This is a genomic window from Bradyrhizobium sp. USDA 4354 (genome assembly GCF_054060315.1).
On the sequence record NZ_JBSSDC010000001.1, the window covers coordinates 5,356,765 to 5,381,158 of the forward strand.

27 protein-coding genes and 1 tRNA gene are annotated in these 24,394 nt (G+C 61.1%); 24 read left to right on the forward strand and 4 right to left on the reverse strand.

The window, feature by feature from the left end:
• Positions 1-1,704 precede the first annotated feature (1,704 nt).
• From ACVIIV_RS24820 to ACVIIV_RS24930, 23 genes are all read left to right on the forward strand, one after another.
• Positions 1,705-2,148 (forward strand): hypothetical protein, encoded by a 444-nt coding sequence (locus ACVIIV_RS24820; protein ID WP_456746481.1) that lies wholly within the window; start codon positions 1,705-1,707, stop codon positions 2,146-2,148.
• Positions 2,149-2,180: 32 nt separating this feature from the next.
• On the forward strand, positions 2,181-2,432 hold the full coding sequence (locus ACVIIV_RS24825; RefSeq protein WP_456746482.1) for a hypothetical protein: 252 nt from the start codon (positions 2,181-2,183) through the stop codon (positions 2,430-2,432).
• 244 nt (positions 2,433-2,676) lie between these two features.
• Positions 2,677-3,948, forward strand: coding sequence for a tyrosine-type recombinase/integrase (locus ACVIIV_RS24830; RefSeq protein ID WP_456746483.1), 1,272 nt, complete (start codon positions 2,677-2,679; stop codon positions 3,946-3,948).
• Positions 3,945-4,595 carry a hypothetical protein gene (locus ACVIIV_RS24835; RefSeq protein ID WP_456746484.1) on the forward strand — a complete coding sequence of 217 codons (651 nt, stop codon included), beginning with the start codon at positions 3,945-3,947 and terminating at the stop codon, positions 4,593-4,595. Before ACVIIV_RS24830 ends, ACVIIV_RS24835 begins: the two co-directional genes overlap by 4 nt.
• A 91-nt stretch (positions 4,596-4,686) precedes the next feature.
• Positions 4,687-4,944 carry a DNA-binding protein gene (locus tag ACVIIV_RS24840; RefSeq protein ID WP_456746485.1) on the forward strand — a complete coding sequence of 86 codons (258 nt, stop codon included), beginning with the start codon at positions 4,687-4,689 and terminating at the stop codon, positions 4,942-4,944.
• 229 nt (positions 4,945-5,173) lie between these two features.
• Positions 5,174-5,416 (forward strand): hypothetical protein, encoded by a 243-nt coding sequence (locus ACVIIV_RS24845; protein WP_275518115.1) that lies wholly within the window; start codon positions 5,174-5,176, stop codon positions 5,414-5,416.
• Entirely contained in the window at positions 5,413-6,627 is a 1,215-nt protein-coding gene (locus ACVIIV_RS24850) for an AAA family ATPase (RefSeq protein ID WP_456746486.1), read from the forward strand. Before ACVIIV_RS24845 ends, ACVIIV_RS24850 begins: the two co-directional genes overlap by 4 nt.
• A gap of 22 nt (positions 6,628-6,649) precedes the next feature.
• Complete coding sequence (locus ACVIIV_RS24855) at positions 6,650-7,642, forward strand: terminase small subunit-like protein (protein WP_456746487.1); 993 nt, start codon at positions 6,650-6,652, stop codon at positions 7,640-7,642.
• Positions 7,636-7,815 (forward strand): hypothetical protein, encoded by a 180-nt coding sequence (locus ACVIIV_RS24860; protein WP_456746488.1) that lies wholly within the window; start codon positions 7,636-7,638, stop codon positions 7,813-7,815. The genes ACVIIV_RS24855 and ACVIIV_RS24860 overlap by 7 nt, the downstream gene beginning before the upstream one ends.
• A 483-nt stretch (positions 7,816-8,298) precedes the next feature.
• Complete coding sequence (locus ACVIIV_RS24865; protein ID WP_456746489.1) at positions 8,299-8,649, forward strand: hypothetical protein; 351 nt, start codon at positions 8,299-8,301, stop codon at positions 8,647-8,649.
• The gene (locus ACVIIV_RS24870; protein WP_456746490.1) at positions 8,646-9,635 is read left to right on the forward strand and encodes a phage tail protein; all 990 of its coding nucleotides are present in this window, start codon (positions 8,646-8,648) and stop codon (positions 9,633-9,635) included. The genes ACVIIV_RS24865 and ACVIIV_RS24870 overlap by 4 nt, the downstream gene beginning before the upstream one ends.
• Positions 9,635-10,087, forward strand: coding sequence for a hypothetical protein (locus ACVIIV_RS24875; protein WP_456746491.1), 453 nt, complete (start codon positions 9,635-9,637; stop codon positions 10,085-10,087). The genes ACVIIV_RS24870 and ACVIIV_RS24875 overlap by 1 nt, the downstream gene beginning before the upstream one ends.
• Positions 10,087-10,413 (forward strand): hypothetical protein, encoded by a 327-nt coding sequence (locus ACVIIV_RS24880; protein WP_456746492.1) that lies wholly within the window; start codon positions 10,087-10,089, stop codon positions 10,411-10,413. Before ACVIIV_RS24875 ends, ACVIIV_RS24880 begins: the two co-directional genes overlap by 1 nt.
• A 101-nt stretch (positions 10,414-10,514) precedes the next feature.
• Positions 10,515-11,453, forward strand: coding sequence for a hypothetical protein (locus tag ACVIIV_RS24885; protein ID WP_456746493.1), 939 nt, complete (start codon positions 10,515-10,517; stop codon positions 11,451-11,453).
• A 2-nt stretch (positions 11,454-11,455) separates the two neighbouring features.
• Complete coding sequence (locus tag ACVIIV_RS24890; protein ID WP_456746494.1) at positions 11,456-12,460, forward strand: DUF5309 domain-containing protein; 1,005 nt, start codon at positions 11,456-11,458, stop codon at positions 12,458-12,460.
• 16 nt (positions 12,461-12,476) lie between these two features.
• The gene (locus ACVIIV_RS24895) at positions 12,477-12,908 is read left to right on the forward strand and encodes a hypothetical protein (protein ID WP_456746495.1); all 432 of its coding nucleotides are present in this window, start codon (positions 12,477-12,479) and stop codon (positions 12,906-12,908) included.
• Positions 12,909-12,963: 55 nt separating this feature from the next.
• Entirely contained in the window at positions 12,964-13,269 is a 306-nt protein-coding gene (locus ACVIIV_RS24900; RefSeq protein WP_456746496.1) for a hypothetical protein, read from the forward strand.
• Positions 13,269-14,099, forward strand: a complete 831-nt coding sequence (locus tag ACVIIV_RS24905; RefSeq protein ID WP_456746497.1) for a hypothetical protein — start codon at positions 13,269-13,271, stop codon at positions 14,097-14,099. The genes ACVIIV_RS24900 and ACVIIV_RS24905 overlap by 1 nt, the downstream gene beginning before the upstream one ends.
• The gene (locus tag ACVIIV_RS24910; RefSeq protein WP_456746498.1) at positions 14,062-14,406 is read left to right on the forward strand and encodes a hypothetical protein; all 345 of its coding nucleotides are present in this window, start codon (positions 14,062-14,064) and stop codon (positions 14,404-14,406) included. The genes ACVIIV_RS24905 and ACVIIV_RS24910 overlap by 38 nt, the downstream gene beginning before the upstream one ends.
• Positions 14,376-14,690, forward strand: a complete 315-nt coding sequence (locus ACVIIV_RS24915) for a hypothetical protein (protein WP_456746499.1) — start codon at positions 14,376-14,378, stop codon at positions 14,688-14,690. The genes ACVIIV_RS24910 and ACVIIV_RS24915 overlap by 31 nt, the downstream gene beginning before the upstream one ends.
• Before the next feature lie 129 nt (positions 14,691-14,819).
• Complete coding sequence (locus ACVIIV_RS24920) at positions 14,820-15,599, forward strand: TIGR04255 family protein (protein WP_456746500.1); 780 nt, start codon at positions 14,820-14,822, stop codon at positions 15,597-15,599.
• Entirely contained in the window at positions 15,596-16,267 is a 672-nt protein-coding gene (locus tag ACVIIV_RS24925) for a hypothetical protein (protein WP_456746501.1), read from the forward strand. Before ACVIIV_RS24920 ends, ACVIIV_RS24925 begins: the two co-directional genes overlap by 4 nt.
• A gap of 1,039 nt (positions 16,268-17,306) precedes the next feature.
• Positions 17,307-17,978, forward strand: coding sequence for a hypothetical protein (locus tag ACVIIV_RS24930; protein ID WP_456746502.1), 672 nt, complete (start codon positions 17,307-17,309; stop codon positions 17,976-17,978).
• 248 nt (positions 17,979-18,226) lie between these two features.
• Here the strand turns inward: ACVIIV_RS24930 and ACVIIV_RS24935 are convergent.
• The 3 genes from ACVIIV_RS24935 to ACVIIV_RS24945 form a co-directional block, all read right to left on the reverse strand.
• A tRNA-Lys gene (locus tag ACVIIV_RS24935) sits at positions 18,227-18,302 on the reverse strand.
• Positions 18,303-18,653: 351 nt separating this feature from the next.
• Positions 18,654-21,323 carry a glycosyltransferase gene (locus ACVIIV_RS24940; RefSeq protein ID WP_456746503.1) on the reverse strand — a complete coding sequence of 890 codons (2,670 nt, stop codon included), beginning with the start codon at positions 21,321-21,323 and terminating at the stop codon, positions 18,654-18,656.
• 233 nt (positions 21,324-21,556) lie between these two features.
• Positions 21,557-22,144, reverse strand: coding sequence for a beta-1-3, beta-1-6-glucan biosynthesis protein (locus ACVIIV_RS24945; RefSeq protein ID WP_456746504.1), 588 nt, complete (start codon positions 22,142-22,144; stop codon positions 21,557-21,559).
• Between the two features lie 329 nt (positions 22,145-22,473).
• On the opposite strand from ACVIIV_RS24945, the gene ACVIIV_RS24950 reads away from it, so the two are divergent.
• Complete coding sequence (locus ACVIIV_RS24950) at positions 22,474-24,033, forward strand: glycoside hydrolase family 17 protein (protein ID WP_456746505.1); 1,560 nt, start codon at positions 22,474-22,476, stop codon at positions 24,031-24,033.
• Here ACVIIV_RS24950 and ACVIIV_RS24955 read toward each other — a convergent pair.
• Positions 23,993-24,373: a hypothetical protein gene (locus ACVIIV_RS24955; protein ID WP_027573458.1), complete on the reverse strand. Its 381-nt coding sequence runs from the start codon at positions 24,371-24,373 to the stop codon at positions 23,993-23,995. The genes ACVIIV_RS24950 and ACVIIV_RS24955 overlap by 41 nt on opposite strands.
• Positions 24,374-24,394 lie beyond the last annotated feature (21 nt).

The window sequence follows — 24,394 nt, forward strand, 5'->3', positions numbered from 1 at the left end:
CCATGTTGGGCTGATCATAGAGGGTCGTTCCCTTCTGGGACATGCGCTGGAAGAGAGGAGGGTGGGCCTCGTTTGTTTCAGGCCGACTTCGCGGCCTGGCAAAAATGGCTTCATGGCGGGGCCATAACGAACAGGCGGCCACGAAGCCCTGATTTGCTCATGCTGAGGATCGATTCGGAAGCATCTCGGTTAGGCGAGCATGGGCATCCACGCGATGACGCAGGCGGTATTGGTCGGCCTTTCTGGCCTACTTGTCTCTGCTTGCGTGAGCTCTGATCAGGTCACTTCAGGTTCGGCAGTTCGATCAAGGGCACCATGGGCGCGAGACCTCAATGAGCCGCCCCCAAGTCGGCAGCCGGCTAATGCAGCAATCTCGTGGCATAAAAGCGGATCTGAATGCTGCGCGTGAGAGACCTTCGCGCTAGATCTGGGCTTCGGCTCGCCCTCACAGCGCCCGCCGGTTCACGCTGGCGGGCATTTGCAAGCCTTCCGATATTATATAGTTAAATTCGATGGCGCTATAATTATAACATTTAATCAAATTAAATATGGACACGATTTAAATTTGGGCTAGGATAGAATTGCTTGGCGCCGGACGAACGCGTCAAGGATCTCCGAGAAACGGCCCCGGCAATCCTTAGTCCCCTGCTTATGCCATAGGGGCCGTTTCTTCGATTGGTGAGAACATGCTGCACTTATCACCGGGTGACCTGTGTCTTGTCTCCGCGATGACGGGGGCGGTCTTACTGGTTGAAATCGGACTTTTCATCATTTTGGGCGTGATCTAACAGTCGCCGAAAAGGACGTTGGGGCGAAGGACACCGCGAACGCCCATCTCTCGCATCTTGCCAAGCGTGATCTTCACCGGCCGGCCGTCGGCGTGCGCAGGTGTGTGGCGTCGAGCTGAGCGAGGCATCCCGCCATCGAAACGCGGCGCCGGCGAGAGTCAAATTATCAATCCCTTGGGCCTTCGAACGCGCGCGAGCTACTGCGCGTCATGGGTGTGGATAATGCTGCAGCGCGTGCGGCCAAATCCCCGGCAATGCCCGGATGTTGTCAAAGAGTGACATTTCCTGAAAACGAGCCAACATAGACAGAGATTCGCACAACAAGCAGGCAGGTGCCTGTTCGTAACTCGACGAGTGCCTACGATGTTCGTTGCGCGGAATCCGCCCCCGGGTGTCCAATGATTGTCATGAACTCACGCTGATTCGTGGCGGCGTCAAGGAATGGTGCGGTAACTCCGCCAGGATCAAACTGAGCTCATAAAAGCCGAAAGGCGGCCCCGCACCACCGGGTGACCGCCTTTCTTAATTCAAATCTGACCACGACGTGCGTAGTACAGCCCCTTGAATAAGACACTTGTACTATCGCTGGAGAAATCCACAAGCACCTAGTGGTCGCAACACACAGGAGTTGTGACCTTGAACGAGTCGAGCATTCTGGTCCTGCGAGGCCACCGCGTTTATGAGGATAGTCACGGAAACATTTGCCTGGATGACCTTTGGCGGGCCTCCAAGAAAGGGGCGGGAAAGGCGCCGTCAAAATGGCGCAACACTCGAATGGCGAAAGCGCTCATTGCCGAGGTCGAAAAAAAGATCGTCAATTCCTCTTTGAAGGAAAATAAGGCCGTAACGCCAGCTATTTGTACGCGAAATTTGGCTGAGATATCGCTCAGGGGACGCGTCGCTTGCAGATGAGATATTGCAGCGCGCCACTGCTGAGGAGAACAGGTGGGTCGGTGCCCGGGCTGTTTCTCGATCACAACGCGTCGCATACACCGACACCCTCAAGCAGCATCACGTCACCGGCAAGGGCTACATGCTCTGCACTGAAGCCGTTTATATGAAATTGCTCGGGGCACGATCTCATCAGATCCGCCAGGCGCGCGGGCTCGATCCGATGGCGAACATCCGAGACAATCTGAGTGTTGCCGAGTTGTCGTTCGTCATGGCGGCCGAGGCGCTCGCGGCGGAACGCATCGAGCAGGAGATTCGGATCGGTAACGACGACTGCATCGAGGCGAGCGCCACGAGCGCTTCAGCAATTCGCGGCGCCATCGAAGCGGATCGACAGAACCGGCAGCCCTTGGTCACGCGCAGCGGGCCGCCCATCAACCCTGAGCTTCGGCACCAAACCGGGACTTGACCGCTGGGCCTTGCCGGAGTCTGATCGGCCAGATGGGGCAGGAACAACGCATCTTCGACGGGCTCAGGGCGTTCGAGCGGCTTTGCCAAGATCTGGCGGCCGACGCAGCTTCGTCGGAGGGGCGCGCCGGCTTGCTCGAGATTGCTGCCAACTATCGCGCCGAGGCCGCCCGCATGTGTGACCAGCATATATCTTCGCGCGCCGCGCAGCGTCACAATCAATTTGCCAACACTGTGCCCACACAGAGCTTTTTCGGTCGGTTCGTCTTTTCGGCTAAATCATAGATCCGACTTGGTGAGCGCGCTGGGGCTCGAACCCAGGACCCCGTGATTAAAAGTCACGTTCGTGCACACATCCCAACCTGCTGCAATCATTGAATTTCCCCGCTTTCTGCCTGAAAACGCTTGAATAGCAGCATTTGCGCGGGTTGGCGATAGGTTCCCAGAAATTGCTTGCGTTGACCTGGGGCTGTGTGCATATAGTGTGCACACGGACCACGTAACGACTCTGTGTGCATGAGGGGCGGCGATGCAGGTCAAGATCAGTAAGTCGCAAGTTGACCGGATGACGGCGGGGCAGATCCTCGCGGACAAGGAAGTGAAGGGCTTCGTCGCTCGGTGCCTCAACAGCGGCGCCGTGACCTACGGTTTCCGCTATCGAGACAAGACGACCCGCAAGCAACGCTGGCTTGGTTTGGGGCTGCACGGCAGCATCACGGCCGAGCAGGCGAGGGAGCTTGCCAAGAAAGCGGCCGGCGAGGTGGCCGACAAGAAGGACCCGCAAGGGGATCTTGAGGAGGCTCGAGCCGAAGCCAAGCGGGAGAAGCTGACCGCCGCGAATACCGTCAATGCTGTGCTCGACGCTTTCGAGAAGGACCACGTTGAAGGGCTTCGCAGCGGCGATCAGGTGAAGGCCGCTTTCACCAACCATGTCCGGCCGCGGATTGGGGATAAGTCGATCTACGACCTGAAGCGCAGCGACATCACCACCATGCTCAATGAGATCAAGGCCGAGAGCGGCCCGGTGATGGCTGATCGCGTCCTGGCGCACGTCCGGAAGGCCTTCAACTGGCAGATGGTCCAGGATGACGAGTTCAAATCGCCGATCGTCCGCGGCATGGCAAAGACCAAGCCAAAGGAGCGGGCCCGGAAGCGCATCCTGGCCGACGACGAGATCAGGGACGTTTGGAAGGCCCTGGAGCAGATCGAGCAGCCGGCCTGCTATCCCCGCTATGTGAAGTCCCTGCTGCTCGCCCTGACCCGCCGCAACGAATCCGCCCGGATGCACACGAGCGAGCTCGAAGGCGACCTCTGGATCATTCCGGGCTCGCGGTACAAGAACAAGCAGGACCACGTTATCCCGGTGACGCCAGCCTTACGGGAGCTGTTCGGCGAGAGGCCCGCCGGCTGCAAGGGCAATTCCTGGTACGTGTTTTCGACCACTACCAGCGGCGGCCAGCTCGACGGCGCCAAGCCCTTCAGTGGCTTCAGCAAGGCCAAGAAGGAGCTTGATCGGGCGATTGCGAAGATCCGCAAGGCCGAGGGCAGGGCGCCCATGAAGCATTGGCAGCTTCACGACCTTCGCCGCACCGGCCGAAGCCTCATGAGCCGAGCGAAAGTCGATGCCGATCATGCTGAGCGCTGCATGGGGCACGTGATCGGTGGCGTGCGCGAGACCTACGACCGGTATGAATACCTGGACGAGAAACGGAAGGCCTTCGAGGCGCTGGCTTCAATGGTGGAAATGATCCTCAATCCGCCGGCAGATAACGTTGTGAAGCTCGAAAGGGCCGGGGCATGAGGTCGTTTCGCTCATATGGTGGTGACGCCAGAACCAAGAACCCCATCACCTTCGAAACGGTGAGTGCTGCGCTCTCACAGGAGTCGGCTTTCCATGCATTGCACGCCGTTAGAAGGAAGCGGCTGGTGCTGTCATTGATCGAGAGCCGGGTGATCTACGAGATATACCTTCAGGACGAGAAGGCCCCATCGTCGAACGCTGCAGCGCGCGAGATTGGCAAAATTGAGCAGAGCCTCCATCGCATCGCTAAATTCTCGGAGAGGGCAAAAGACAGCGCGCCAACGAATGACGGCTTGCGAAGGGTGATCTCCATTGAAAGGGGGCAGGACCGCCGCCGTATTCAGGAATTTTTCAACATGGCCCGCGACGTGCACAAGGTTGCGAGGGCTGCACAGCGGGCCATGGAATCCGAGGAGAGGGAGACGCCTCTCGGAGAGGCGCCAATCTCTGCCATCGAATGGCTGGTCGGTTGTCGGCTTCCGGGCATCTATGCCGACACATTCAAGAGACCGTTCACAACCACGCGGGGCAGCAACCCAGGGATAAAGTTCGTTCAGAAAGCCTTGGCGGCCATCAAGGTTCAGGGATCGCTTGAGGACGAAACTATCATCAGCCACTACAAGGCCGTTCAGAAGGCTCTAGGGTGACGCGGTTTCGATCTTTGAGAAGGCGTCACCGCGATTGATGGGGTAAGGCGAAGTAATTGGATGGCGGTCTCAACAACATGAGGACTGCCAAATGACTACCGAGAAAACCCACCGGCCGCCGGTCGATACGCGAGGCGCGGCGATCTACACCGGATTTGCTGAAAGCTACCTCACGAAGATTCGCTGCACCGGGGGCGGCCCCGTCTTCATCAAGCGCAATGGGACCGTTCGGTATGACCTGGACGACCTCGATGCTTGGCTGGAGGCAGGCAAGCTGGCCTCGACATCCGGTGAGCGCCGCGGCATCCCGCGCAAGCGCAGGGTCAAGGAAGCAGAGGTTGCCGCCTGATGCAGCCTCAAAAGCAGAACCCCACAACGCTGGCGGCGTGTGGGGCTCCGAAATCCGATCTGGCTGGCGCTTCGATCTTTTCGGATAATATCGCCTCTCTCCCGCCAATTCAAGCCGATCCGATGGCAGAGCGTGCATTTGCGTATCAGCTCGCCGCTGTCGTGTTCGGCAAGCCCATCGTGCCCAATGTTGAGCGGAAGCGGCGCCGGACTGTTTGGAGGTCGGCGCGATGAGGCACGAGCGAACATTCACCCGCGACCATTTGATTGTCAGCGATCCAGAGATCCGCAAGCAGCTACAGCTTGCTGGGCTGCGCTTCCTGTACAGCCGCGCACAATGGCTCGCCCATGAAACCAAGGTTATGGGACTTGCTGTCAAAAACGGCACCATGACGACGGCAGAGCTTGACGCGAAGCTGGAGGAAATGGGCGCGCTTGATCTGGTCTATCCCGAGCTGATGAGGTGCGAATGACTGAGCACCAAGATTTGGGGGCTTATGACAGCGACGGGAACCATCTCTTCGATATCGAGATGCCAAAGCCGCGCGCTCTCGATCCCTTTCCAGATGCGTGGCCGACAATGCCGACGCCCGGCCCGACCGAGCCGAGCGAGCGGAGCAAGCGTTTCGCGGAGCTGAGAATTAGGAGCAAGGGTGCCCTGAGAGCTGACGCCCTCGAATTCATCGGCCTCACGGATGAGTGCGAAAAGGCCCACATCGTTAAGGGGATCTTCGCTTGGGGCGAGACTTCAGCGTGGGTTGCGCCCCCTGGCGGAATGAAATCTGCGCTTCTGGCTTCAGCGGCAATGAGCGTTGCGCTCGGCTCGTCCTGGTTTGGCAGAAGGCCCGCGGATAACCCGATTGGCGTGGTTTACTTCGCACTGGAGCGTGCGGACCTCGTGAAGCGCCGCTTGATCGCGCACCGCCGGCAACTCGGTTTGCCTGAGGACCACCCCATCCCGATTGTTATCATTGGGGGGATGCTCGACATGATGAACCCGACAACGGTCTCGCTGGTCGTCGATGCGGTACAGCGTGCCGAAAACTACTTCACGCATCTGCCTGGCGTGAATTGCGCTGGATTGCTGATTTTCGACACGTTCGCCAAGATGATTGCTGCCGGCGGTGGCGACGAGAACAGCGCCAAGGACCAAGGCAAGGTGTTCGCCAATCTTCAGCGCATCAAGGACGATCTATGCGGCCCGCATATCGCGCTGATCGGCCACACCGGCAAGGACGAGGCTCGAGGCGCTCGCGGTTCCAACGCGCTCTATGGTGACGTTGATCTGCTTGTGACGATCGGCGGCGACGACATTAAAACCGCCACTGTTGCGAAGGCGAATGACGCGCCGGACGGGCCGCTCTTTTCGTTCAAGTCAGAAATTCAGCACTTCGGCACCGACAAGGACGGCGACCCAGTGACGGTCAACATCGTTGTCGAGGCCCAAGCACAGGCACAGCCGGCAACTCGCGAGAAGCGGCTGAGCGAGACCCAGGAGGCCATGTATCGCCTGCTTCGCGACGCTGGACCGGCCGGCCTCAGTACCGACGACTGGAATGAGAAGGCGCGCGAGATCGGAATTGGAGTGAAGCGCCGCGCCACGCTTCACAATGTCCGATCGCAGCTCTGCGATAAGGGCCTCGTGCGCGAATACGCCGGCATCTGGAGGGCGAACAATGCCTAGACCAACCGAATACAGCCCCGAGGTGGTTGACGCGATCTGCGACCAGATGGTCAACGGCAAGGGCCTCCTGAAGATCTGCGCCGACGAGAACATGCCCGGCCGCGTCACCGTCTATCGTTGGCTAGCGTCGAAACCTGAGTTTCGGAAGCGCTTCGCAGAGGCCCGCGAGGCCCTGATGGACTTCTACGCCGAGCAGATCCTCTCCATCGCCTTTGACGAGAGCGGCGACGTCATTCTCGACCAGGGCAAGGACGGCAAGACGTCGGCCGTTGCCAACCACGCCAAGGTGCAGCGCGATCGGCTCAAGGTGGACAGTCTGAAATGGACCGCCAGCCGGCTCTTCCCGAAGCGCTACGGCGACAAGATGGAGCTGTTGGGGCAGAACGTCCAGGAAGGCGAGAGCGTCAACAAGATTGAGCTGGTTGGCGTCCAGGCTGGCGGCGCCTTCCGCTGGCAAGACTCAATCCGGGTGATCGTGCATCCCATGTTGCGCGAGGATGGCTCGCTTATCCCTCAGGGAACGCCAGAGCATGACGCCGCGGTGGAGAAGGCTGCGCAGGAGGCCCGCGCCAAGGGCGCCAAGAGTGTCCGGCTCGGTTACGATCTGAGCGAGGGCGCCGACGCCTCCGTGGCCGATCTGATGCGAGAGGTGGACGGCAGGACGAGAAGCGCAGACCGGCGCACCATCATTAACACAGGCGTTCCGCGCGCTGGCGAGATCGCCGACGACTACCCGGAAGACAGCAGTCGGCCAAAGCCACGGCAGCCGGCAGGACCGCCGCCCCAACTCACCTATCAGCCTGCCCAGCCGCCAGCGGACCTATCGCCAGAGGCTTGGGCTCGCATAACTCGAGTTTCAGACCTGATCGAGCAGATAGCGCCTTCAGACGAGATGCCGGAAGCCGTGTTCGGGATCATCGAGGCTGCTTTGCGCCGGCATTACCTGGGACAGCGGGACGAGCCCAGCCAGCCCGCCGAGGTGACGGTTGCATGGGAGGCCAAGCTTCCATGGTGATGCTGACTGATACCGAGCTGGGCGAGCTGGCCCGGATGCTCCAGCACCACACGCCAATGTGCCTGCTCTCGGACATGCAGGTACGGGCTGCGCTGGAGCTGATGCAGCAGAGAGGCTGGACGATCACCCGCCAGCCACATGCGGTACCATCTGCTGCCCCGGTTGTCCGGTGAGATCACGGAACGCCATGCATCGCAACTTGCGACGCATCAAACCTGCGCAATTTGCGCAAGTTTCCAGTGAGGAGCCGAGACAAACGAAACAACTACGCGCGCGTGAGGGCGTTACGCGTTGCGGTTACGTCCACCCCTATAGGGTGGTGGACCGTAACGCAACGGCGCAACGTTAGGACCTGATCGTTGCGCGCAACGTTACCGCAACGCAGGCGCAACGCCGCAACGCTGGCAAGGTGTTGAACAGTTCAACACTAAGCGCGGAACTGTTCCGCACCTTGCCTTGCGGCGATCCTCACCGAGTCATTTTGACGCAGACTTTTGCCTTCTGTGTGCATAGCGTGTGCATTCATTCCGACGAATTACCTATCGCTTTGAAATAGCGTGCTAAAAGCCGTTTGTTGCCGTGATAAAAGATTACGAAGTCCGGCAAATCGTACTACATTCATCGGAGATGATTTGCACTGGAGCGCCGAGCCGCTGATGCCTCAGTTTCACTATGCCCGCGAAGAGCTTCTGAAGGCCGCTGCCGAGCGCAAGGGCTTGACCGTCTCTGCCTATCTCCGCTCGATTGCAGACGCTGCGTTGGCCTCTGAGGGCTTTCCCGTGGGCGAGCAGCAATACTGCCTGGTCAAGGACGGTGAGTTGCTCGCAACCAGCTTCAAGCCGGCTAAGGATGACCGCGGTGGCGAGTGGTTGCCGATCGAGAACGAGGACAACCAGCCCTTCGACCCTGCCAAGCACTGGCGGATGAAGCCGCTTCCCCTGCGCCTGGATGGTGATCGGGTGGTTCGGACGTATCCGGTGGTGCTCAAGTCTTGGGAGCACGCATGAGCGGCGTTGCATGGTGGTCACAGACGGCGGCGAGTAACGCGAACCAAGATCCCAGCATCTCGTGGGCCGAAGGAATGCCGCCCAGCAGCGTCAATGACAGCGCACGGGCCGAAATGGCCTCGGTCAAGAAGTGGGCCGACGACATCGCAGGCGCGACCGTCACAGGTGGCTCGTCAACCGCATTCACGGTGACGACCTACCAGAGCTTCGACACGTTGGCTCGCCTCAACGGGAATTTGGTAGCCTTCACGCCGCACGCCACGAATGGCGCCACGGTAACGCTCAACGTGGACGGCCTCGGTGCGAAACCGCTGCGCTCAGCCCCATCGGTTGAATTGCCGGCTGGCGTTCTCGTCCAGGGCACGCCCTACGTTGCGCTGTACAACAGCAGCGATGCGGCATTCTATCTGCAAAGCTTCTTCGGCAACCCCTACGGCATTCCGATCGGCGGCGTCTTGCCCTTCGCGGGCACAACGGCTCCGAATAGCTCGTTCGTTCTCGCCTACGGGCAGGCCATCAGCAGGTTGACCTATCCCACTGCGTTCTCGCTGCTGGGCACGGCCTACGGCGCGGGCGATGGTTTGACGACCTTCAATGTGCCGGACCTTCGCGGACGTGTCGTTGCCGGCAAAGACGATATGGGTGGCAGTGCAGCGAGCCGATTGACCGGCAGTTTCATTACGGGTCCGACGACGCTTGGGGGAACGGGCGGTTCAGAGTCCAGGCAGCTCGCGACGGCGAACCTACCGCCCTACACGCCAGCAGGTACGATCACGAACGGCGCGATCACGATCAATCACAATGCCGCCCAGGCCAACAACTCCACCACGGGCGGCGGTGCGTTCTCGATCGGCGCCAGTACCGCGACGATTACCGCCTCGCAGGCCGCATCGACCTTTGCCGGCACGGCGCAGGGCGGCACGAGCTCCGCCTTTGGCATCCTTCAGCCGACCATCATCCTGAATTACCTTCTGAGGATCGTCTGATGGAGCGCTGCATAGCAGAAACGACCGAAACCCTACGCATCCAGCAGCGGCAGCTTCTAGAGGGCCGCCGCGCGGTCCAGATGTTTCCGGCCGGCACTCCCGAGCTGCCCTTGCCTGAAGGCTTGGAGAGGCACGAGACCGCTCGCGGCGTGTTTCACTTCCGACCGGAGCGAATTTCAAGCTCTCAAATTGAGACTTTGAGCAGCATCGGCCGCGAGAACGAGTTTCTGAACCTTGGCCCCTTCTCCAAGGCGGACATCGTCGATCGCGTGAACGCGGGCGAGCAGCTTGTCTGCCTGACCGAGCGCGCCGCCAACGGAACGGAAATCCGCAGCGCGGCAGCGACCGCCAGCACGATCTCCGTTCAGCGCCAGTATTTCGAGACCACCAAGGAGCCGGATAGTTCGATTGAAGTCCGCGGGCTGGTGGACGTTCTCGCGGAGCGCTTCTGATGAGCTGGACCGCGAAACTCAAGGCGCACAGCGCGAGCAAGCAGCCGAAGCCTCGTAAGCCGCGGGCTGCTCGCTATTCGACATTGGCCCAAACGCGCGCACCGAATGACGAGACCGGAGATCCCGGCGCGGTGATGGAAGTGCATTACACCTTTGACGGCACCACGGTCAGGCTTACCGATCGGAAGGGTGCGCCAATCGAGGGCGAGCGGACTTCGTATGTGCTGCAACCGGGCGAGACGGCGCTGCGCATTGCGACACGATTGGCTTTAGCAGGGAGGGAGCGGACAAACTACGCCGCTCCTGATGCAGCATGGGTTGTTTGATTTTCGAAGCTTGGCCTGGGTCTCCTCCCTGGTCGAGGTCCATGACTGGCGGCAAGGGGCCTCCCCCTTGCCGCCCTTTTGGGCCGTTAGAGGATAGGTAAATGGAAGCCGACGCCCGCGCAGATGCGCCCGTCAATGCCCAATCTACCGAGTTGACCGTCGCAACCGCGGCGGAAGTCTTGTCGTCTGATTTCCATGACGATGCTGTCCCGGCCGAACGCCGCACGCCAGCCGTTGAGGAAAAGGAAGTCGATCCGCCGGCACTGAGCGATGACACCAAGGTCACGCTCAAGGACGGCGCCGAGCTTTCAATGCGAGAACTGAAGCGCGGCTATATCAGCCGCAAAACGTTCACCGCGAAAACCCAGGCCCTCGCTGAAGAGCGAGCTCGCTTTGAGGATCTTCGCGCCCAAGTCCAACGCCACGCAGGCCTGGTTGCAGAATTGCGCCAAACGCTGGATGTGGTCGCCGCTGTCCTGCTGCCTCAGCAACCCGATCCGAGCTTGATCGATGCTGACCCTCAGCTCTGGAAGGATCAACAGGCGGATTACGAGTTCAAGATGGGCATCATAGCGCATGCCCAGCAAACCGCTCGGAATGAAGTCGAGGCTGCACAGGCAGCACGCGACGCCGAAGGGCGCGATTTCGTGCATCGGCAGTTACTGGCAAGGCAACAGCAGCGAGACAAGCTGCTCGAGGTCATGCCGGAGTTGGCGAACCCGAAGGAAGCCCGGCGATTTCAGGAAGACGCGATCGACACCATGGCGGAATACGGCTGCTCGGTTGAGGAGCTTAACGTCATGCTGAACGATTGGCGGAATTTCCGGATCGTGCGCGACCTGACCCGCTACCTGAAGGCCAAAAGATCGGTCTCTCAGGTGAAGGACAAGGTTGCAGGCGTGCCGATGCTGTCGAGCAACAGGCGCATGGACAGGGTCGCGAGATCCGACCGCGCTGCACGAACGAAATTCGAGCATTTCCAGAACACCGGGCGATTGGATGACGCAGCAGCGATCCTCGCCCAACGCATGAAAGACTGACAATGACTGTCGTTTCCGGAACGTTGCAGACCTACGATCGTGTAGGTAATCGCGAAGACTTGGAGGATGTTGTCTACAACATCTCGCCGAAGGACACCCCGTTTGTGTCCCTCATCGGCTCCGTCCCGGTCTCCGCAACTCGTCATGACTGGCAGACCGATACGCTTCGCGCGCCGGCTGCGAATGCTCAGGTCGAAGGCGATGACTACGCTTTCCAGACCAAGAGCCCGACTGTTCGCGTGCAGAACTTCACCCAGATTGCGAGCGATACGCTGATCGTCTCCAATTCCCAGGAGAAGGCGGACAAGGCCGGCCGCAAGTCGGAATTGGGCTACCAGCTCGCCAAGATGGGCGCCGAGATCAAGAAGGACGTTGAGCTTTCGCTGGTCTCTAACGTCGCTTCGTCGGCCGGCAGCTCGACGACCGGCCGCGTCTCGGCTGGCTTCCCGGCCTGGATCAGCTCGGCAACGTCCACCAATGGCCTGCGTGGCTCTGGCGGCTCGTCTGGCGGCTTCAGCTCGGGCACCGGCCTTGTTTCGGCCGCCACCAACGGCACCCAGCGCGCCTTTACCAAGCTGCTCCTCGATACCGCGATTTCGACTTGCTACAACGCGGGCGGTAATCCCACCACGGTGATGGTCTCCCCGTACAACAAGCGGATGTTCTCGACCTTCATGTCGGACAGCAACGTGGCGCAGCAGCGCTCCGCGGCGAACGGCAAGAAGACAGCGATCGTTGCTGCGGCCGACATGTATCTGTCGGACTTCGGCGAGCTGGCTGTGGTGCCCAACCGCGTGATGCTGAACGCGTCCGCCTCGCGGAACGTCCTGGTCATTGACCCGGACTACGTCGCTCGCGGCGTCTTCCGCGCCATGCAGACGGAAAAGCTTGCGAAGACCGGCGACGCCGAAAAGCGCGCCGTCGTGACCGAGTTCTGCCTGGTCATGAAGAACGAGCAAGCCTCCACCGTCATCGCCGACACCTTCGGCCTGAGCGCCAGCGCCTAAGAGGGACAAAACGAACATGCCTGTTACTCACTTTCCTATCACGGTTGCTGACGCTGCCACGTACACTGTCGATGCGGATAATTCGGGGCTGATCCACTACATCCCCGATTTGACGGCAACCTGCACGATCTCGCTGCCGACGCCGGCCACGGGTTTGTGGTTTGAGTTTGCCTACACTGGCGCGGCGGCTGATGCTCAGAACTGGATCATCACGTCCGGCTCAGACACCAACTACTTCAAGGGTGGCGTGATTCATCTGGATACGGACTCCGGCACGGGCGCTGACGAGCTTGTGCCCGTCCGCAGTGACGGCAACTCCAATTCCAAGCTGACGGTGGTAACGCCGGACGTTGGCACTCACATTCGCTTTGAATGTGCCGATGGCACGCGCTGGAACGTTCTCGGCTATGTCGCTTCCGCGACCGTGCCGACGATGGCAGACCAGTAATCGCGACCTGGGGCGGCCCTTCGGGGCCGCTCCTCCTCTATGGAGCATGGCTCGAATGGAAGATTGGAAGGTTCTCTCACGCGATGAAGACGGCACGGTGACCTACTTCATGGACATCGGCAACGCGTGGGTGGTCAAGACCGAAACGCCGGTTGACGATCTGCTCGCGGCGAACAGCGAGGAGTTCAACAACTCCCTTGGACAGCGGTTCGGTGACGGCAAGGTGGTCGCGCGTCTGCCCCTCAATCTGTTCTTCGACAAGCTGGCCGAACCGATGAGGCAGCGAGATCGGAAGTACATCAAGCGCTTTCTGAATGACTCCAGCCACGCCGCATTCCGCACGTTCAAAGGAAACATCTGATGACGAACGCTCTAACCTTGACTGAAGCGGCAGAGCGGCTTGCTCCCGTCTTCGCCGAAGAGACGGGAACGTCTTCGGCTCTCGTATCCAGTCCCAAAGGCAAGTGGTTGTCGCTGGATGATGCCGCCTCTGTGTTGTCCGAGCGCGTCACCGGCAAGCCTCCGGCCGCACGCAAGGCGAAAAAGGCGGAGGTAACTGTCAGGGAAGCTGCAAGGCAGATCGAGCAGCCCTTTGCCGACCTTTCCGAGCTGCGGCAGACGCGAGCCGCCGCCACTCAAAAGCAATTAGCGCATCATGCGACGCTTACGGACTTCATCGATCGTGCCTTGCCTCTGTTCAACGGCATGGACGACACCGCGGTGCTCACCAATCCCGATTTCCAAGCGGTCTACGGCTATGCTCTGAGCCTTCGCGGGCCGTATGAAGCCGCATGCAAGGAAGAGGTTGAAGCTTGGAATACGGAATGCGCGGCTGAAGTCGAGGCATTCGAGGCGCTGCGGCCGGACTGGTCGGCAGAGGATACAGAGCGGGTTGTCTCGATGGTGGAGAGCCTTGGCGGCACAAGGGCCGAGCTTCAGCAACTGTGGCAGACGCCGACGCCGCTCAACTTGTCGAGCCCGATCTGTCTGCAAATCGCACAACTCGCCACCGGCATTAAAGGGCAGGGTGCTGTTAAAGAAGCGCTCGCCAGCGTCGGCTTCAGCGAGAACGAAATTCAGGCCGCAGTGTCGGGCGCCGCTCCCGTGCTTCTGCGTGATCACCGCATCCAGGAACTTGTAGCGAGGGCAACCGATGCTCACACGCCGACAAAAGATCGCGAAGCTGCTTGAAAGCTCCAACGAGGGCGAGCGGGCGGCAGCACAAGCAGCACTGGAGCGGACAGAGGCCGCGCCCCCTGCCGCCGGATCACCGGAATGGTGCGCGGCTATGATCGAGCACAAGAACATCGTCTCGGAGTGTGCTGTTCGCATCGACACGCCGGGACTGACGGCGGACGAGATCGCGACAATCAGACGATGGGCTCGCTTCATCGGCAAGCCCTGGGAAGACGGCGCGGAAGAACTGCGGCGCATCCATCAGCGGCTCACCAGAGAGGATCAGGAACAATGTCTGCTGCCATCCACGACGAAGGCGTAATTGCATTGATGCTCGAGCGCCGGTTAGTCGAGTTGGCCTCTGCCGGTCTGGACAACCAGACGTGCGAGGAAGTCGCTCAACTGGTCGCGGATGCTCCAAAGCTGACCTTGGCCGGCCTGATCGCCTGTGGCCGGGCCCTGCATGCCGCGGCCGCCGTCTGCTACTCTCGCGGCGACGATGATGCCGAGATCCTGCACGACCTCGCGCAGCGGCTGATCGGGATGGCCTTCGATCAGGTGGCGGCGGCTGACGAGCCGGTGCCGGCCGGGGCCACGAAACATTGAGGTGCATGGCCGCGCCCGTGGGCTTTAGGCACCCCTGGGCGGGTTTGGACCTTAAATCGCCGTTCATCTGTTTTGATTTACTGTGCGTTAGGAATTTGCTAGCGGATTTACGTGGAACCGGACCGAGATATGGATTTTGAGCCCGTAAATGCGGATCATGCAGTGCAATCCGCGACCTTTTCGGTGGCATTCGATGGTCCTGTGTCCCAAGCTGCCGTGCAGGCTTTGGGTCGCCGTCGCGATTTAACTAGCGAGCTTCCCGCAGTCCAAAATCCAGAAGGAATCGAGCTAAACATCGCTCCGTCCGGCACTCCGGCACCCCGTCGCATGCAGGGCGTACAGCTCGCTCACCTCCGGCCAGACGGTACGCCCGCATGGGCCTTGCGCTTGATGGGACAAGAATTAGCTGTGGACTGCACTCGGTACACCAGGTGGGCCCGGATTTGGGACACCGCCCAGCGGTATCTCAGGGTAGGCCTCTCGGTGATCCCGTCAGGTGACCGAAGCCGCAAAGTCACCGTTCTAGGTCATACGGTGGTGGATCAGTTTGTCGCGAATCGGGACGAATATGAGCTATCCGAACTTCTGAAGAAGAGCCGTTTCATAGCCAATATAACGTTTGAGGCCGGTCCCACATGGCATAACCATGTAGGATGGTTTGAGAAAGGAAGTGATTCGCACCTATGGTTGAATCAACTGAACGTTGATGCCATACGAGAGCCCAACTCAGGCCAGCTACTCGTTTTGGTAACCCATAATCAGGAGGTTAGATTTGGGGCACCACTGGAGCTAACTGCGGTTGATGACCGTCTCGACGAGACGATGAATAAGCTTCACTCACAGAACAAGCTCGTTTTGGAAGAATTGCTCAGCCCCGAAATGTCGAAGAAGATTGGTCTAGGCGGATGAACCATAACACTTTGAACGCATTTCGGGACGCGAACGCCGCCGCCGATTATCTGGCGTCTGATGAGTTTTATGACGAGTCGGACGTTATTGCCTATGATGTCGCGCTGCAAACAACGGCACGGTCTCTGCGACCTGGACTCGGCTTGGCGCGAGATCGTTACCTTTCTGGGTCCTTGTCCACTTGCTCACAGGGGGTTGGTAAGTCTGGATGGATGGTCATCGGCTACCTTCCGAGCGGAAGCGAGCAGCAGCTTTACCTCGTTGAGGCAAAAGACGAGAAACCGCTATTTGCACCAGCTCAAACCGTCGCGGACAAGATCGTCCGTGAACTTGGTAGGGTGAGGGATGGGTGGGCAGGTCCAGGGACGGTCGCTCCTTCGAAACGTGTATTGGCCGACGTCGAAACTGTTGCGATGCGGCTTCCGCTTAATTTGAAAACTCCCTTGATTGACATCGATGAAGAGGACGGCTCCGTCGCGCTGCGGTGGATTGCGGCAGACAAAGAGAGTTCGTTTTCACTCGTGTTTCGAGGCAATGGCAAAGTCTTGGGCGTGCTTGCAACCATCGAGCCTCCACGTTCCGTCTCCTGGAGTTTAGGAGTGCGCGAGGAAGTTCAGATCGCGTTCAAGCTGGACGAAAATTTGGTCCGAAATCTTATTGCGAGCTGAGCATGCCGTGCGCACAGGTATGTGCTCGCGAACTAGTTTCGAGAGATCCCGGCGTTTCGCCAGGAGCTATTCGCTCGGACGAGAGTATTCATAGAGGCATCTTTCCATCGCAGATCAAGGGAGGCTTGAAGTCGTCTGTTGTGACTGCAGGCCATTTATGGAACGGACAGCTCTCTGTTTGGCGCCTAGGCGAGGTGGTCGCGCTCGAGCTACCAGCTCTTATAGAAATCTTAGAACCGTTGATGGTTCGACCTAGCGGTGAAAGGTTCAGTCAACTCCGGCCGGCAAGCGTGGCTGTCATCCGAGACTACCAGGTGAATGGCGAACGTGGCTTTTCCGTCGTGGATGAGTGTGATCTTGACGATCTGGGCAATAAGCATCCGGCGCATGCTCACATAGCAATTTGCGATAGGTTGCGAGGAAGAATCTCTCGTGAAGATGAGGTGTTCGCCGGCCTTCAGGAGTGGCTTAAACTTCTGTTCGAGAAAAACCCGCCGATCTGGGAGCGGGCCTAGCTCGCCATGTTGCAACCCCCCCCCGGGGGGGGGGCAATGTTCATTGAAAAATCACCAAATCCGTGATGAGATGTTCGCGGAGCCTGAGAACTCCCGAAGCGGTCCCTTGCCGGGGATAGCGCTTCATCCGCGATAGGCGGGCCATCGGCCTTGCCGGGCCTCATGTCCCGCTGAAAATAGTACCGCGCCCATTTGCCGTGGGCTGCGACCGGCTCATTATGCCGGGAGTGCCACGGCTATACAAGACCTTCGGGAAAGGTCGTGGCGCATGTTCTCGCGGACATGTTCTCAGCCTCCCGGTGCCAGCCCGCCGCTGGCGCCCGGCCCTGAGAAGCCGGCTCTACTCCGCGGGGTATCCCATGACCAACCGATCCACCAGCGCCCCAGGCGCCGGTCAATTCTCCTCACCTCCTCTGATTCCAGCCAGCCCTGCCGACGCAGGACAGGGAGTCAAAAACGAGCGCGAACCATCGCCGGCCGGAGGGATTCCCTCGGGCGGGGCGCAGATCAGCAGGAGGTTTTTCATGAACGCAATCGTCTCGCTGCCCTTGGCCGCCGCTCCGCTGCCTACCAACATAGTGGAGGCGCCAGCGAGCAGTCACCCAGACGCGAGGGTGTTTGAACTTGTCGATGCCTACCTTGCCGCGGAGCGGCGCTATTCCGACGCCGCGATTGCGCTTGACCGCCGATCGGCACATGTCGACCCGCCGGAGATCCTCCGTATACAGCCGCGAGATTTCGAGCTCGGCAAGAAGATGGAGCTGTTCGAGGCGTCCGACGAATATTGGCATCGGCCGTGCGACATCGGTCAATGGAAGTGTTTGGACCGTTGGCAAACTGAAAAGCACGAGACCGCCGACTGCATGATCCTCACTCAGCGGCGTCTTCCGGCGTCGGAGGAGTTAAAGGCGCGAGGCGCGGAGATCGTCTCGGCGTGGGATGCTTGGTACAACAGGCGGCCACGCGGCTTCGTCAAGGCCGAGCGCGAGATGAAGCGCGCTAGTGCAGCCTGTTTCAAGGCGCGACAGGCACTCTGCGAGGCTCAAGCAGCGACTGTGGAGGGCCTCAGGGCGAAGCTCCGATGCCTTGAGATCGATGGCGAGGGTTTCGACGGCGTTGACGGGAGCGATCCGGAGCCAATCGTGGCATCACTGCTTCGGGACATCCAGCGGATGGCGGATGCTCCGATCGCTTAAGGGTTATCGGCCCGCCGGATCACGCTGGCGGGCCTTCTCCGTTCTGATCCGCTTCACGGCGCCGCTTCACCCGCTCTCTCCAGCAGATGACAACGAACAACACAGCGGCGACGGCGACCTGACCAGCGAACGCGACGAGCAGCGAGCGCAGTAGCATCACCGCTCTCCCGTGTGCATGGCGTGTGCACAAGGGATTTTGCGAGGGAGATGAAGAGGCTTGAATCTAGGTATAAGTGCTTGATTTTGCTTGGTGAGCGCGCTGGGGCTCGAACCCAGGACCCCGTGATTAAAAGTCACGTGCTCTACCGGCTGAGCTACGCGCTCCCATGGCCGCGGATGGCATCGATAAAGAGATCGCCATCGTCTTCGGACATTCGAGAAGCATGACTTGCCGCTGCGCTCTAGGCTTGCGTCGCGGGGAAAACCGGTTGTTTCCGGATCATGCTGTCGGCCCGCGCTGTGTAGGGGGAGTGGCTGCGGAGGTCAATAGTGCGGGTGGTTGCCGAAGATCGTGGCAGGGGCGGGGATTTGTTCGCGGTTTCTGCTGCTTAGGCCGGAATGCTCAACCTGATTGGCGGGCTGTCATCCACGCTGAACTGCTGGAGGTGGCCGGCCGAGCTCGGCCTGCATGGTTCGAGACGCCCGCCTTTGGGCGGGCTCCTCACCATGAGGGCCCTAGTTCGCCTCCCGCCGCACCTCGCTCGGCACCGGTTGCGGCGTGCCGCCCGGGTGGGGCAGCGCGACCGGGCGGAGGCCGATCAGCTCGGCGGTGCGGATCGCGCTGTCGCGCCAGAACTGGAACGAGTTGATGCGGCTGAGCTCGAGGATGGCGATGGCGACTGCCGCCAGGAACGGCAGGCTTTGCAGCACCAGCACGCCGGCGAAGATGTAGATCTCGGTGATCTGGCGGTAGCTGTTGGTGGCGATCAACACGCCGGCGCCGATTAGCAGCAGGGCGCCGATCACGGCCTCCCAGAACGCCTGGAACTCGATCGACATCCTGCTGAGGCCACCCTTGGAGGTGCGGGCGAAGGCGATGTGCTCGGTGATCAGGCCCTGCGCGACCGCGCGCGACACCGTCCATTGCACGCTCATCGCCGCGATCATGGCACCTAACATCTGACCGGGCTTGATGGCGACGCGGGCGCGGTACATCGACAGGAAGTGAGCCAGCGAGACGACGAAGGCGCCGATGATCGGCAGCGTCAGGATCTTGTCGGGGATGGCGATGTCGGCGAAGGCGACGATCGGCACCCAGACGAGGTTGAGCAGCGCCACGACGACGCCGAGGCTTTCGGCGCCCAGCCAGTTCAGCCAGCCGAGGCCATATTCGCGCTTCTGGTCGGGTGTCAGCCGGCTGGCGCCGGGCATGAAGCGACGCCAGTGCTTCTTGACGATCTGCAGGCCGCCATAGGCCCAGCGGTGCCGCTGCTTCTTGAAGGCCTCGTAAGTGTCGGGCAGCAGGCCCGCGCCGTAACGGGTGTTGGTGTAATGGGTGACCCAGCCGAGCTCCTGGATCGCAAGGCCGAGATCGGAATCCTCGCAGATCGTATCCGACGACCAGCCGCCGGCCACGTCCATCGCGGCGCGGCGGATCAGGCACATCGTGCCGTGCACGATGACGGCGTTGAGCTCGTTGCGCTGGACCATGCCGATGTCGAAGAAGCCGGCGTATTCGCCGTTCATGATGTAGTGCATGATCGACAGGTCGCCGTCGCGATGCTCCTGCGGCGCCTGCACCAGGCCGACGCGCGGGTCGGCAAAGGCCGGCACGAGGTCCTTCAGCCAGTCGGGCTCGACGACGTAGTCGGCATCGAGGATGCCGATGATCTCGGCATCCGCCGCGGTCCGATCCATCGCAATCCGGAGCGCGCCGGCCTTAAAACCCTGCACCTTCTCGGCATTGATGAACTTGAAGCGTTCACCGAGCGCGCGGCAATGATCCTGGATCGGCTGCCAGAAGGCGGGGTCCGGCGTGTTGTTGATGATGACCACGCATTCGTAGTTCGGATAGTTCAGCCGCGACAACGCATCCAGCGTCTGCTTGAGCATGTCGACCGGCTCGAAATAAGCGGGGATGTGGATCGAGACTTTCGGGCAGTAAGTCTCGGGCACGTTCTCGACCGGCTTGTCCTTCGTGATCAGCCGCTGCGGCGGACGGCCGAAGGCGACCGCGGCGATCTCGTCGATGCGCGCCATCGCGATAAGGACGAGAGGAACAAGGAGGATCATGCCGAGCGTCAGTGCGAAGGCCGAGCCGAAGATGAAATAATGGCTGTTCCAGAACGCGAACACGGTCGCAGCCCAGGCGCCGACGCCATTGGCCGTTGCCGACAGCAGGAAGGCCTGTCTCGAGGTCGCTTTTTCAATCCGCAGGATCGGCAGCGACAGCAGGATGCCGACCAAGAGCGCGATGCCCATCAGCTTCCAATAGTCGGGATTCTCCACCGGGCCGGTCCATGCGAATTTCGGCTCTCGGCTGGCGTTGAGGATGCCCCAATAAGGACCGACGCCGCCTTCGAAGAACTTCCAGGGCTGATCGATGGCTTCGACGATGTTGTATTCCATGCCGATGGCTTCGGCGCGGGTGACGAAGTTGCGCAGGATCAGCGCTTGCTGGAACGGACCCGGATCGGCGTTGCGCAAATTGTAGCCCTGGCTCGGCCAGCCGAACTCTGCGATCACGATGCGCTTGCCGGGGAACAGGTTACGCAGGAGATTGTAGCGGTCGACAGCTTGGTCGACGGCCTGGTCCGAGCGGAAGTTTTCCCAGTAGGGCAGCACGTGGGCGGCGATGAAATCGACGTTGGAGGCAAGATCCGGATTGTCGCGCCAGATGTTCCAGATCTCGCCGGTGGTGACGGGCACGCGGACCGAGCCCTTCACCTTCTTGATCATGTCGATGAGGTCTTCGACCTTCTGCTCGCCGCGGTAGATCACCTCGTTGCCGACGACGACGCCGACGACGTTGCTGTTCTTGCGGGCAAGCTCGATGGCGGCCTTGATCTCGCGCTCGTTGCGATCCTTGTCCTTGTCGATCCAGGCGCCGACGGTGACCTTGAGGCCGAACTCGGCCGCGATCGGCGGCACCAGCTCCACGCCGCCGGTGGACGAATAGAGGCGGATCGCGCGCGTCATGGTCGACAGCGTCTTCAGGTCGGCGCGGATTTTCTCGACGGTCGGGATGTTGTCGATGTCGGGGTGGGCCGAGCCTTCGAACGGCGCGTAGGAGACGCTGGGCAAGAGGCCCTTGAAATCAGGCGCGGGTTCCTTGTCGCGCAAGACCCCCCACAGCCCTGCGTGAAGCGCAGACACGAGCAACAGAACGGCGGCGACAACGCGCATCGCGGCTAAACCAAAAGGGGCTGAGGTGGCAGGGAAGCGGATCTGACCCCGAGATCCGACCGAGTCCGCGGCAAAGGGAGCATAACTCTGCCGCGCGGTTTCACAACTGTCATGGCCTCATGTCCTTATGAGGGCATGGCCTTTTCGAACGACGCGCGGCAGTGCCAACCGTGTCTATGGCCGACCGTTCCTGAACGACAGCTGAAACGACCAAGGCTATTTAGGACCTTGGGCTATTTCGCCGGCGCCGGCGACGGGCTTGCTGCAGGCGAGGGGCTCGCGGCCGGCTGCGGCTGCGCATTGGCAGCTGGCGCTGCCGGCTGAGGGGCCGCAGCCGCCGCCTGCTGCGGCTGGGCGGCCGGGTTGATCCAGCACGCGTGCACACGGCTGTCCAGAGTTTCGGCAACCTTGGGATCGATCTGGCCGCCGAAGCGGGTCAGGCAACGGAACGCAGCCTGGATGTGGCCGCCGGGACAGCCGAAACGGTCGTAGAGATCGAGATGGCGGAACGCGGTATCGAGGTCGTCCCGCCACATCAGCCGCACCACGCGCCGGCCGAGCCAGACGCATTCGGGGTTGCCGGCAGGGCCGTTGATGACCTGGGCCGCTTCGGCGAATTCGTCGGTGCGGCGCTGGTTCTGGGCGGCATCCTTGGCGGCGTCGGCGGGCTGGGAGGCCGCCTTGCCCTGGTCGGGGGCCGGCGTGCCGCTCTGGGCGGAGGCACCACCAACCCCCATCAGAACGAGCAGGGAAGAGACGGCCAAGGTGGCGGCGAACTGCCGCAGGACCGCATTTCGTGACTCGAACACCCGTTGCCGCATGAATTCCCCAATGTATCCGCTGGCCGCCCGCGTCAGGATCCCGCGGACGCGCCGGTGATGGCGTCCAAATGGGTCTCCAATGCGGCGGAAAAGTCTTTCGGAGTCCATGACCTGTATTTCGAATTTTGTCCAGCAAAGTCACGATCCTAGAGCCCGGTCGAACGGCCGCAGCCGGATTCCTTTGGGGGAGGAGCGGATCCTCACCAGGCACCCCCCTTGGCAGATTGCGTGCGAGCAGGTAATCGACGGACCCTTCGCGGAGGACGGAACCGATTTCTCTTCGTACGCCACTGGCGCTTCTGCTCGTTTCATTGGGTGCGATTGCTGCCGTGTGGTGGTGGCTTGCCACGCCGATCACACTCGCGCGCGCCCCGATCGACCCCGCCGACAAGGTCCAGTGCGTCTCCTACGCGCCGTTCCGCGGCGAGCAGTCGCCGCTGGACGCATGGACCCATATCGAGGCCGACCAGATCGAGCAGGACCTGCGCCAGCTCAAGGAAATCACCGACTGCGTTCGCACCTATTCGATGGAGAACGGGCTCGACCAGGTGCCGGCGATCGCCGCCAAAATCGGCGGGCTGAAAGTGCTCCAGGGCATCTGGCTCTCCAGCAACCGCACCAAGAATTTTGCGCAGGCCGCGCTCGCGGTTCGCCTCACCAAGGAATTCCCCGATGTCATCACCGCGGTCATCGTCGGCAACGAGGTGCTGCTGCGCGGCGAGATGACGACCGCGGACCTCGTCTCGATCATCCGCTCAGTGAAGACGCAGGTCAGCGTGCCCGTCACCTATGCCGATGTGTGGGAGTATTGGCTGAAGAACCGCGAGGTCTACGACGCCGTCGACTTCGTCACGATCCACATCCTGCCCTATTGGGAGGATTTCCCCGTGAAGGCGAAGTTCGCCTCCGCCCATGTCGAGGCGATCCGCGAGCGCATGGCGGTGGCGTTTCCCGGCAAGGAGATCCTGATCGGCGAAACCGGCTGGCCGAGCGAGGGCCGCATGCGCGACGGCGCGCTGCCGTCGCGCACCAACCAGGCGCGTGTCGTCTCGGAAATCCTGAGCCTTGCGAAGGCGCAGAAGTTCCGCGTCAATCTGATCGAGTCCTACGACCAGCCGTGGAAGCGCAGGCTGGAAGGCACGGTCGGCGGCTATTGGGGCCTGTATGACTCGGTGCGCCGGAGCCTGAAATATCCGCCGGGCGAGCCGATCAGCAATTTCCCGTACTGGAAATGGTACATGGGCGCTGGCATGGGCCTTTCCGTGCTGGTGTTCGCCGTCGCGCTGATCACGCTGCGCCGGCGGCCGTGGACGCCGCGTTTCTCGGCCTGGCTCGGCGTCGGCATCTCGGCGACGACCGCGGGCATCCTGCTCGGGATCGGCGCCGACAAGATGTATTACGAGAGCTACGGCATCGGCGGCTGGCTGCTCTGGGGCGCGCTGCTGCTTGCCGGCATCCTGTCGCCGATCTTCTGCGCGCAGGCGATGGTGATCGGCCGCAGCCTTCCGACCTTCCTCGACCTGCTCGGCCCGCGCGAGGGCCGGAAATGGTCGAAGCTCACCGCGGTGCTCGGCCTGACGCTGGCGGTGACGGCGGTGATCGCGGCGGCGACCGCACTCGGCTTCGTGTTCGACCCGCGCTACAAGGATTTTCCCTACGCCTCGCTGACGATGGCGGTGGTGCCGTTCGCGCTATTGATGCTGAACCGGCCGCAGATCGGCCAGCGTCCGATCGCGGAAGCGGTGTTCGCGGGCGTGCTGGCGCTGTCGGCCGTCTTCGTGCTCTTCAATGAAGGCCGCGACAATTGGCAGTCGCTGTGGACCTGCGCGATCTATCTCCTGTTCGCGCTCACGCTGTGGCGGGCGCGGGCCGAGCAAAGCCAAGAATGAACAGGCCGATCGCCAGGCCCGACAGCACGACATTGTAGAGCACGATGCCGAGCCCGGCGGCGACGATGCCGACGGTGAGCAGCACGATCGACGGCCGCATCAGGTTCAGCGTCGCCACCACCAGCGCGACGATGCCGAACACCGAATTCTTGAACAGGACGGTCGCAACCGAACGCGCCTTGCAGATCGCAGTCTGAAGGCCGGCGTCGCAGGCGAGGGCGACCTGCGACAGCTCAATCGCGAGATAACGCACATAAAGCGCATAGCCGACGGAGGCGAAGCCGACGACGATCAGGAACTGCACCTGGTAGGGCGTGAGGCGGAAGGGCTTTTTTGTCATGGCGGCAATATGGTCGGGATG